This is a genomic window from Cellulomonas sp. P5_C6, from assembly GCF_054049635.1.
The window spans coordinates 21,478-30,154 of sequence record NZ_JBFULZ010000024.1; the positions used below are offsets into that span (position 1 = coordinate 21,478).

10 protein-coding genes are annotated in these 8,677 nt (G+C 72.9%); 7 read left to right on the plus strand and 3 right to left on the minus strand.

The genetic code is table 11. The features are described from left to right. The first annotated feature begins 390 nt into the window (after window positions 1–390). From purS to ACXJKG_RS04690, 6 genes are all read left to right on the plus strand, one after another. Window positions 391–726 carry a phosphoribosylformylglycinamidine synthase subunit PurS gene (purS, locus tag ACXJKG_RS04665; RefSeq protein WP_456844596.1) on the plus strand — a complete coding sequence of 112 codons (336 nt, stop codon included), beginning with the start codon at window positions 391–393 and terminating at the stop codon, window positions 724–726. Continuing rightward, window positions 723–1,418: a phosphoribosylformylglycinamidine synthase subunit PurQ gene (purQ, locus tag ACXJKG_RS04670; RefSeq protein ID WP_456844597.1), complete on the plus strand. Its 696-nt coding sequence runs from the start codon at window positions 723–725 to the stop codon at window positions 1,416–1,418. The genes purS and purQ overlap by 4 nt, the downstream gene beginning before the upstream one ends. Further along, the gene (locus ACXJKG_RS04675; RefSeq protein ID WP_456844598.1) at window positions 1,418–2,395 is read left to right on the plus strand and encodes a GNAT family N-acetyltransferase; all 978 of its coding nucleotides are present in this window, start codon (window positions 1,418–1,420) and stop codon (window positions 2,393–2,395) included. Before purQ ends, ACXJKG_RS04675 begins: the two co-directional genes overlap by 1 nt. A 185-nt stretch (window positions 2,396–2,580) precedes the next feature. Then, window positions 2,581–3,672, plus strand: coding sequence for an LLM class flavin-dependent oxidoreductase (locus ACXJKG_RS04680; protein ID WP_456844599.1), 1,092 nt, complete (start codon window positions 2,581–2,583; stop codon window positions 3,670–3,672). Between the two features lie 9 nt (window positions 3,673–3,681). Beyond that, window positions 3,682–5,058, plus strand: coding sequence for an NtaA/DmoA family FMN-dependent monooxygenase (locus ACXJKG_RS04685; protein ID WP_456844600.1), 1,377 nt, complete (start codon window positions 3,682–3,684; stop codon window positions 5,056–5,058). Continuing rightward, on the plus strand, window positions 5,058–5,855 hold the full coding sequence (locus tag ACXJKG_RS04690) for a DUF1684 domain-containing protein (protein WP_456844601.1): 798 nt from the start codon (window positions 5,058–5,060) through the stop codon (window positions 5,853–5,855). The genes ACXJKG_RS04685 and ACXJKG_RS04690 overlap by 1 nt, the downstream gene beginning before the upstream one ends. Here ACXJKG_RS04690 and ACXJKG_RS04695 read toward each other — a convergent pair. Then, entirely contained in the window at window positions 5,852–6,169 is a 318-nt protein-coding gene (locus ACXJKG_RS04695) for a hypothetical protein (RefSeq protein ID WP_456844602.1), read from the minus strand. The genes ACXJKG_RS04690 and ACXJKG_RS04695 overlap by 4 nt on opposite strands. 111 nt (window positions 6,170–6,280) lie before the next feature. Here ACXJKG_RS04695 and ACXJKG_RS04700 point away from each other — a divergent pair, with 111 nt between their 5' ends. Then, the gene (locus ACXJKG_RS04700) at window positions 6,281–6,763 is read left to right on the plus strand and encodes a pyridoxamine 5'-phosphate oxidase family protein (RefSeq protein WP_456844603.1); all 483 of its coding nucleotides are present in this window, start codon (window positions 6,281–6,283) and stop codon (window positions 6,761–6,763) included. A 4-nt stretch (window positions 6,764–6,767) separates the two neighbouring features. Here the strand turns inward: ACXJKG_RS04700 and ACXJKG_RS04705 are convergent, their stop codons facing one another. Both ACXJKG_RS04705 and ACXJKG_RS04710 read right to left on the minus strand, forming a co-directional pair. Then, window positions 6,768–7,379, minus strand: a complete 612-nt coding sequence (locus tag ACXJKG_RS04705; RefSeq protein ID WP_456844604.1) for a DUF1345 domain-containing protein — start codon at window positions 7,377–7,379, stop codon at window positions 6,768–6,770. Window positions 7,380–7,421: 42 nt separating this feature from the next. Continuing rightward, a partial coding sequence (locus tag ACXJKG_RS04710) for an O-succinylhomoserine sulfhydrylase (RefSeq protein WP_456844605.1) occupies window positions 7,422–8,677 on the minus strand: 1,256 nt, incomplete at its 5' end.

An 8,677-nucleotide genomic window follows, 5' to 3' on the forward strand; every position in this document is an offset into this window, starting at 1 on the left:
GATCCGGGCATAGAACAACTGTACGACCGACCACTGACATTCACCCCTGACCAGCACAAACGCGATTCACCCGCAGCGCGCCGGTCCGATCCGCCGATTCGCACGGAGGAGCGGCGGACCGAGATGGGTCCGGGACGGCGTCGAAGCGTCCGAGCGTCCGCACACCACGGCGGCGCGCCTCCTATGTCGGAACGTGCACGCGTGACGAGTGGATGGAGGAGCGGCGCTCGTCGGCGGAGCATCGACCCCGCGAAACCAAGCCCATCACCAGAGCGACGCCCAACCCCGAGCCCCCGCCGGCCACCGACTGAACGCCTGCGCGGACCCGCCCCGCGCACTCGCTAGAATCGCCGCGACCCCCACCGCCGCGTGAACACCTGGAGCCCCCCTGTGGGACGAGTCGTCGTCGATGTCATGCCGAAGCCCGAGATCCTGGACCCGCAGGGCAAGGCCGTGGCCGGTGCGCTGCCGCGGCTCGGCTTCGGCCAGTTCGCGTCCGTCCGTCAGGGCAAGCGGTTCGAGCTGGAGGTCGACGGGCCGGTGACGGAGGAGATCCTCGCGGCGGCCCGCGCAGCCGGCGAGCGCGTGCTCTCCAACCCGGTGATCGAAGACGTGGTCGCGGTCTACGAAGACACGCAGGACACGCAGGACACGCAGGACACGCAGGACACGCAGGACACGCAGGACACGCAGGACACCCAGGACACCCTGGACACACACGCATGACCCGCATCGGCGTCGTCACCTTCCCGGGCACGCTGGACGACCGGGACGCCGCGCGCGCGGTCCGCCTCGCGGGCGCCGAGGCCGTGAGCCTCTGGCACGGCGACGCGGACCTGCACGGGGTCGACGCGGTGGTCCTCCCGGGCGGCTTCTCCTACGGCGACTACTTGCGCGCGGGTGCCATCAGCCGGTTCGCGCCGGTCATGGGCGAGATCGTCGACGCGGCGCACAAGGGTCTGCCGGTCCTCGGCATCTGCAACGGCTTCCAGGTCCTCACTGAGGCGCACCTGCTGCCGGGGTCGATGATCAAGAACGACCACCTGCACTTCGTGTGCCGCGAGCAGGTCCTCTCGGTCGACAACGTCGACACCGCCTGGACCCGCGACTACACGGCGGGCGAGCACATCACGATCCCGCTGAAGAACCAGGACGGCCAGTACGTGGCCGACGAGCACACGCTGGACGAGCTCGAGGGCGAGGGCCGCGTGGTCTTCCGCTACCAGGGCTGGAACCCGAACGGCTCGCGCCGGGGCATCGCGGGCATCAGCAACGCGGCCGGCAACGTGGTTGGGCTCATGCCGCACCCGGAGCACGCCGTCGAGGAGGGCTTCGGCCCGGACGGTGCCAAGGGCCCCCGCACGGGCACCGACGGCCTGCGGTTCTTCACGTCCGTCCTCAAGGCCCTCGTCGGCTGATGGTGCTGGAGCTCGTCGACTGGGACCACCCCGACGCCGCACGGCTGCGTGACGCGCAGCAGGCCGAGCTCAAGAGCCTCTACGGCGAGGACGACATCGGCCACACGATGACCGGCGACGGCATCGCCGCGATGGTGGTGCTGCGGGTCGACGGCGAGCCCGTGGCCTGCGGCGCCATCCGTGACGCCTCCGACGACGACGGGCTGGGCCCGGGCGACGGCGAGCTCAAGCGCATGTACGTCGTCCCGGAGCAGCGCGGTCGGGGCCACGCGCGCGTGATCCTCGCGGAGCTCGAGCGCCTGGCGACCGAGCGGGGCTGGCGCCGGCTGGTGCTGGAGACCGGGGTGCTCCAGGTCGAGGCGATCGGCATGTACCTGTCGTCGGGCTACCGCTCGATCCCGGGCTTCGGGCCGTACGCCGCCGAGACGAGCTCCCGCTGCTTCGCGAAGGACCTCGGCCCGCGACCGGAGCGCACCAGGAGCGTCCGGACGGACCGCACCCTGACCCTGCGGCACGTGGACTGGAACCATCCCGACGCGGTCGCGCTGCGGTACGCGATGTGGCAGGACATCGAGGTGCGCTACCCCGAGATCATCGCCGTCACCCCCGGTGGCTTCGAGGCCGACGACCCGCGGCAGGGGATCGGCGACCTGGGCACGGTGATCGCGGACCTCGACGGCGTCCCCGTCGGCTGCGCGTCGCTGCGTGCCGCCCGGGAGGGCTACCCCGAGGGCTCCGGCGAGCTGAAGAAGGTCTGGGTCGACCCGATGGCCCGCGGCAGCGGAGCGGCTCGCGCGCTCCTCAACGCGATCGAGGACGACGCGCGCGCGGCGGGACTGCGCAGCGTGGTCCTGCAGACCGGCATCCGGCAGCCCGAGGCCGTCACCCTGTACCTGTCCACCGGCTACCGGCCGGTCGCGCCCTTCGGCCCGTACCGCGACGACGTCCTGTCGCTCCTCTTCGCCAAGGACGTCTGACCGACGAGTCTCGCATCGCGAGATTATCCGCTCGAACCCTGGTCAGGTCGTCGACCCCTTCCTACCTTGTGCGCGCCATCCCGAGCGACCGAGAGACCTGGCTCGTCGACGTCGCAGCAACCCCCCGGCCATCCGGGTGCGGGTGCTCCTGCCAGGACCGATGCGCCCGACGACCGGAAGACACGATGACCCTCCCTGACAAGCGCCCGTTCCCCGTCGCGATCGAGCTCACGGCGGCGGGCCGCCATCCGGCCGCCTGGCGGCTGAGCCCGACCGACCCCTTCTCCGCGCAGCACTGGGTCCGGCTCGCGCGCGGCGCCGAGGACGCCGGTGCGACCCTCGTCATCCTCGACGACAGCGCGGCCCCGCCCGTCGAGCGGCCCGGCGTCGTCGTCGGCAGCCTGGACGCCGTCGGCGTCGCCGCCGTGCTGGGTCCGCTGACCGAGAGCGTCGGCCTCGCCCCCGTCGTCCCGGTCACGTACCGCGAGCCGTTCCACGTGGGCAAGGAGATCCAGACCGTCGACCACGTGAGCCTGGGCCGGGCCGCGGTGCAGGTCGACGTGGCCGCGCCGGCGGGGGACAGCCGGGCCGGCGCCGAGGCGCTGCGGTACGACGAGCGCGTGCCGCGGGACCTCGCCGCCCTGTGGCGCGAGGCCGACGACGTGCTCGAGGTGCTGGGCCGGCTCTGGGACAGCTGGGAGGACGACGCGATCGTCCTGGACGCGGAGACCGACCGGTACATCGACCGTGACCGCATCCACGCCATCGACTTCGAGGGCGAGTTCTTCTCGGTGCAGGGCGCCTCGATCACGCCCCGCTCGCCGCAGGGCCGCCCCGTCGTGATCGTCCGGGGCGACGAGCCCCACGCCCGCCGGGTCGCCGCGCGCCGCGCGGACGTCGTGCGGGTTGCCGACGAAGCCACCGTGCCGCTCGTGCGGGCGGCCGCAGCCGAGGCCGGCCGCGAGGTCATCGTCCTGCTCGACGTGGACGTCCTCCTCGGTGCGTCCGACGACGACGCGCGCGCTCGCCACGAGGCCCTCGACGCGCTCGAGCCCTGGGCGACCGACGCGGTCGTCGCGGGCGTGGGGACGGCGGCGGCAGTCCTGCGCGACCTGGTCGACCGCTCGGGTGCCGACGGCCTCACGATCCGCCCGCTCGCGGTGACGAGCGACCTCCCGTTCCTGGCGGCCGCCCTCGACACCCGCGAGCGAGGAGAGACCCTCCGCGACTCCCTCGGTCTGCCCCGCCCCGCCAGCCGCTACGCGACCGCCCGCTAAGGACCCCCGATGACCAAGCAGATCCACCTCGCCGCGCACTTCCCGGGCGTCAACCACCACACGGTCTGGACGGACCCGAGCCACCACGCGGACACCCAGTCGTCGTTCGCGTCGTTCCAGCACCTCGCCGCCACCGCCGAGCGCGGGCTGTTCGACTTCGTCTTCCTGGCCGAGGGCCTGCGCCTGCGCGAGCACCGCGGGCAGCTGGTCGACCAGGACGTCGTCGGCCGACCGGACACCTACGCGGTCCTGGCCGCGCTGGCCGGCGTGACCACCCACGTCGGCCTCGCCGGCACCATCAACGCGACCTTCAACGACCCGTACGAGCTCGCACGGCAGTTCGCCACGCTCGACCACCTCTCGGGCGGGCGGGCCGCGTGGAACGTCGTGACGTCGTCGGACGCGTTCCACGGCGCGAACTTCCGCCGCGGCGGCTACCTCGCCTACCCGGACCGGTACGAGCGGGCCCGCGAGGTCGTCGAGGCCGCCCGGGCGCTCTGGGACGCGTGGGCGCCGGACGCGGTCGTCGCCGATGCGGCCTCGGGCGAGTTCGTCCGGCCGGGCTCGCTGGGCACCGTCCGCACGGGCGGCCGCCTGGTCGACGTCGAGGCGACCCCGACCCTGCCGCGGCCCCCGCAGGGCCACCCGGTCATCCTGCAGGCGGGCGACTCCGACGGCGGCCGCGAGCTCGCCGCGCAGGTGGCGGACGCGGTCTTCTCGCGGCACACCGAGCTCGCCGACGGCCAGGCGTTCTACGCGGACGTCAAGGGTCGCCTGGCCGGGTACGGCCGACGCCCCGAGGACCTGCTGATCCTGCCCGGAGCGTCGTTCGTGCTGGGCGACACGGAGGCCGAGGCCGAGGAGAAGCTGCGCGCCATCCAGCTCCAGCAGGTCCGGCCCAGCGTGGCGCGGTCGTTCGTCGAGCAGGTGTGGAACCGCGACCTGTCCGACTACGACGTCGACGGCCCGCTGCCCGCCGTCGACCCGCTGGTGGACGCCCCGTCGATCACGAAGGGCCGCGCCTCGCACTTCCGCGACCCGCTGGCCATCGCCCGCCAGTGGCGCGAGCTCTCCGAGGCGAAGGGCTTGTCCATCCGCGAGCTGGTGATCCAGGTCATCGGCCGCCACTCGTTCGTCGGCACCCCGCAGCACGTCGCCGCCGAGATCGACCGCTACGTGCAGGAGGACGCCTCCGACGGCTTCATCCTCGTGCCGCACCTGACCCCGCACGGGCTCGACGAGTTCGTCGACACGGTGGTCCCGCTGCTGCAGGAGCGGGGCTCGTTCCGCACGTCCTACGAGGGCTCGACCCTGCGCGAGCACCTCGGACTCCCGCCGGCCGACGCCTTCGGCCGCACTCTCGACGCCGATGTGAGGGCCAGCTGATGACGACCACGACCGAGCGTTCCGCCTTCGTCGCCGACTGGGAGGACTGGCACGCGACCCGCGAGGCCTACTTCCGGCAGCCGCACGGCTGGGTGGCGATCACGGCCCTGCACTGGCTCTCGGCCGAGCCGCGACCGCTCGCGGACGTCCCCGGGCTCTGGTCGGCGGACGGCGTCGTGCGCATCGAGGCGGTTGCCGACGACGGTCTCGTCCTGCCGGACGGCACGATCGTCGACGGCGTCGCCACCCTCGACCCGGTCGAGGGCGCTCCCGGCCTGCAGGTCCGCGCCGGTGACCTCCTCCTCGAGGTGGCCCGCCGCACCGGTCACGCGATCGTCCGGGTGCACGACCCGGCGGCCCCGCAGCTCGCCGCGTTCGACGGCATCCCGGCCTACACACCGTCGCCGGAGTGGGTGCTGACGGGCCGGTACGAGCCGTACGACGAGGCCCGCACGGTCACCACGGGCGCGGTCGTCGACGGCCTCGAGCACCACCACACCGCCGTCGGCACCGTGCGCTTCGAGGTGGCCGGGATCCCGCAGTCGCTGATCGTCTTCGACGGCGGCGCCCGCGGGCTCAGCGTGCTGTTCCGGGATGCGACCAGCGGCGTCACCACCTACCCCGCCTCGCGCACCCTCGCGCTGGGCCCGGTGGCCGACGACGGCACGGTGACGCTCGACCTCAACCGCGCCAGCAACCTGCCGTGCGGCCTGACGCAGTTCGCCACCTGCCCGATCCCACCGCCGGAGAACGTCCTGACGGTCGCGGTCGCGGCCGGGGAGCAGTGGGTCCGCTAGCGCTTCGAGGCTCGCACGCGCGCGATCTCCGCGAACCGCATCCACTCGTCCTCGAGCGCGGCGGGCAGCGCGACCCAGTCGTAGAACAGCCGTCCGCTGTCGCCCGGTGACCAGACCGTGACGCCGGGCAGCGCCAGCGCCTCCGCGTGCTCGGCGCTGTCCCGGCCGAGCTTGACCACCAGCCGGTCGCCGCCGACGTGCCCGGCGAACATGGTCGAGCCGACCTTGAGGATCGGGCGGCCCATCATCTGCGCGCGGGTGGCGCCGCGGGCGACCAGGTCGTCGGCGATCGCCTCGTAGTCGCTGTCCGTCATGGACAGAGCATCCCGCGCCCCTCCGACATGCGACAGCCGCGGGGCGTGCCTACGGTGGCCCGGCCGCCGCGGTCAGCAGCCCCGCGAGCGCGCGCCGTTCGAGGAGGACGCATGACGCACGACGACGACGTGGCCACGGTGGCCGGGCTGATCAAGGACGCCAAGATCGCGATGCTGACCACGGTCGGCGCCGACGGCTCGCTGGTGAGCCGGCCGATGGGTGTGCAGGACGTGGACTTCGACGGGGACCTCTGGTTCTTCGCCGACGCCGACAGCCACAAGGTGCACGAGATCGAGGCCGGCAGCCCCGCCAATGCGGCCTTCGCCGACTCCACCGCGTGGGTCTCGGTGTCCGGCCCGGCCGAGGTGGTCCGCGACGTGGCCAAGAACCGCGAGCTGTGGGGCGTGACGGCCGAGGCCTGGTTCCCCGACGGCCCGGAGACGCCCGGACTGGTGCTGGTGGTGCTGCGCGGCGAGACCGCGGAGTACTGGCACGCCAAGGGCGGACGCCTGACCACGGCGTTCAGCCTGGTCAAGGCCAAGGTGACCGGCGAGCGCTACGACGGCGGCGAGAACGAGACGGTCCGGCTCTGAGCGGTCACATCGACGCGACGAGGTTCACCAGCAGGGCGATGATCACGGTGCCGAACAGGTAGCTGAGCAGCGCGTGCCCGAGCGCGGTCCGCCGCATCGGGGACGAGCCGAGGTCGGTGTCGGAGATCGCGAAGCTCATCCCGACGGTCACGGCGACGTACGCGAAGTCGGTGTATCGCGGCGCCTCCGTCATGTGGAAGTCGATGCCGCCGGCGCCGTCGGTCAGGAACATCCGCGCGTACCGCAGCGCGAACACCGTGTGGATGGCGGCCCACGACGCCAGCACGCTGGCCAGCACCGCGATCGTGGGCAGCAGCTGGCCGATGTTCTTGTCCACCAGCACGACGACGACGCCGACCAGGGTGACGAGCGCCGCGAAGAGGACGACGGCGTGCGCGCCCCACCGGGTCGGCTCCTCGCGTGTCGCGTGAGACGCCGTCTCGTCGGGGTCCATCGGGGCGACCGCCGCCCACGTCCAGACGACGAAGACGGCCGCGACGGTCGCCCACCCGGCCAGCACCGCCGCGACCACGGACGTCCAGCCGACGATGATGCCGACGAGGACGCCTGCCAGCGCCCCGACGATCAGCCTGACCAGCGACGACGACGCCTTCATGGCGCCAGTGTTCCGCGCGAGGTCCCCCAGGTCGGGGAGGTGTCAGCCCGCGAGTGTGTCGAGCGCCTGCGTGAGGTCGTCGATGAGGTCCGCGGGGTCCTCGAGGCCCACCGACAGCCGCACGGTCGACTCGGCGATGCCGACCGCCGCGCGACCCTCTAGGCCGAGCTTGCGGTGCGTCGTCGTCGCCGGGTGCGTGACCATCGACTTGGCGTCGCCGAGGTTGTTCGAGATGTCCACGATCCGCAGCGCATCGAGCACGCCGAACGTGACCTTCTTGGCGACGTCGGGCTGCGCGCTTTCCGGCACCGCGAGGTTGAACGTCACGACGGTGCCGCCGCCGGACTGCTGGGCGAGTGCGAGCTCGTGCTGCGGGTGCGACGGCAGGTACGGGTAGCGGACCAGCGACACGCCCGGCTGCTGCTCGAGCCACGTGGCCACCTGCAGGGCCGACGCCGTCTGGTGCCGCACGCGCAGCGACAGCGTCTCGAGGCCCTTGAGCAGCACCCACGCGTTGAACGCCGACAGCGACGGCCCGGTGTTCCGGATGAGCGTCTGCACCGGACCGTGGATGTACTCGTCCGTGCCCAGGATCGCGCCGCCGAGCACGCGCCCCTGCCCGTCGATGTGCTTGGTCGCCGAGTACACGATCACGTCCGCGCCCAGCTCGAGCGGCCGGGACAGCACGGGCGTCGCGAAGACGTTGTCGACGATGACCGTCGCACCGGCGGCGTGCGCGAGCCGGCTCACCGCCGCGATGTCGACCAGGTCCTGCATGGGGTTGGACGGCGTCTCGAAGAACACGACGTCCGCCGGCGTCGAGAGCGCCTCCTCCCACTGCGCGAGCTCGTGCCCGTCGACGTAGTCGGTGCGCACGCCCCACTTGGCCAGGATCTCCTCGAAGATCACGACCGTGGACCCGAACAGCGCTCGCGCGGACACGATCCGCGACCCCGACTGCACGATCGCGGCGAGGGACGTGAAGACGGCCGACATGCCCGACGCGGTGGCGTAGGCGGCCTCGGCGCCCTCGAGCAGGCGCAGGCGCTCCTCGAACGTGGACACGGTCGGGTTGCCGTAGCGCGAGTAGAGGAAGCGGTCGGCCTCGCCGGCGAACGCGGCCTCGGCCTCGGCGGCCGCGTCGTAGACGTAGCCCTGCGTGAGGAAGAGCGCCTCGGAGGTCTCCTGGAACTGCGAGCGGACCAGCCCGCCGCGTACGGCGAGGGTGTCGGGCCGCAGGTCGGTGCGCGGGGCGCGGCGGTCGTCCCAGTCGGCGGGGCCGGGGACGCGCCGGGGGC

Excerpts from the sequence above, each read along its gene's own strand:
- purQ (WP_456844597.1), top strand. The coding sequence starts at position 723 with ATGACCCGCATCGGCGTCGTCACCTTCCCGGGCACGCTGGACGACCGG.
- ACXJKG_RS04675 (WP_456844598.1), top strand. The coding sequence starts at position 1,418 with ATGGTGCTGGAGCTCGTCGACTGGGACCACCCCGACGCCGCACGGCTG.
- ACXJKG_RS04680 (WP_456844599.1), top strand. The coding sequence starts at position 2,581 with ATGACCCTCCCTGACAAGCGCCCGTTCCCCGTCGCGATCGAGCTCACG.
- ACXJKG_RS04685 (WP_456844600.1), top strand. The coding sequence starts at position 3,682 with ATGACCAAGCAGATCCACCTCGCCGCGCACTTCCCGGGCGTCAACCAC.
- ACXJKG_RS04690 (WP_456844601.1), top strand. The coding sequence starts at position 5,058 with ATGACGACCACGACCGAGCGTTCCGCCTTCGTCGCCGACTGGGAGGAC.
- ACXJKG_RS04695 (WP_456844602.1), bottom strand. The coding sequence starts at position 6,169 with ATGACGGACAGCGACTACGAGGCGATCGCCGACGACCTGGTCGCCCGC.
- ACXJKG_RS04700 (WP_456844603.1), top strand. The coding sequence starts at position 6,281 with ATGACGCACGACGACGACGTGGCCACGGTGGCCGGGCTGATCAAGGAC.
- ACXJKG_RS04705 (WP_456844604.1), bottom strand. The coding sequence starts at position 7,379 with ATGAAGGCGTCGTCGTCGCTGGTCAGGCTGATCGTCGGGGCGCTGGCA.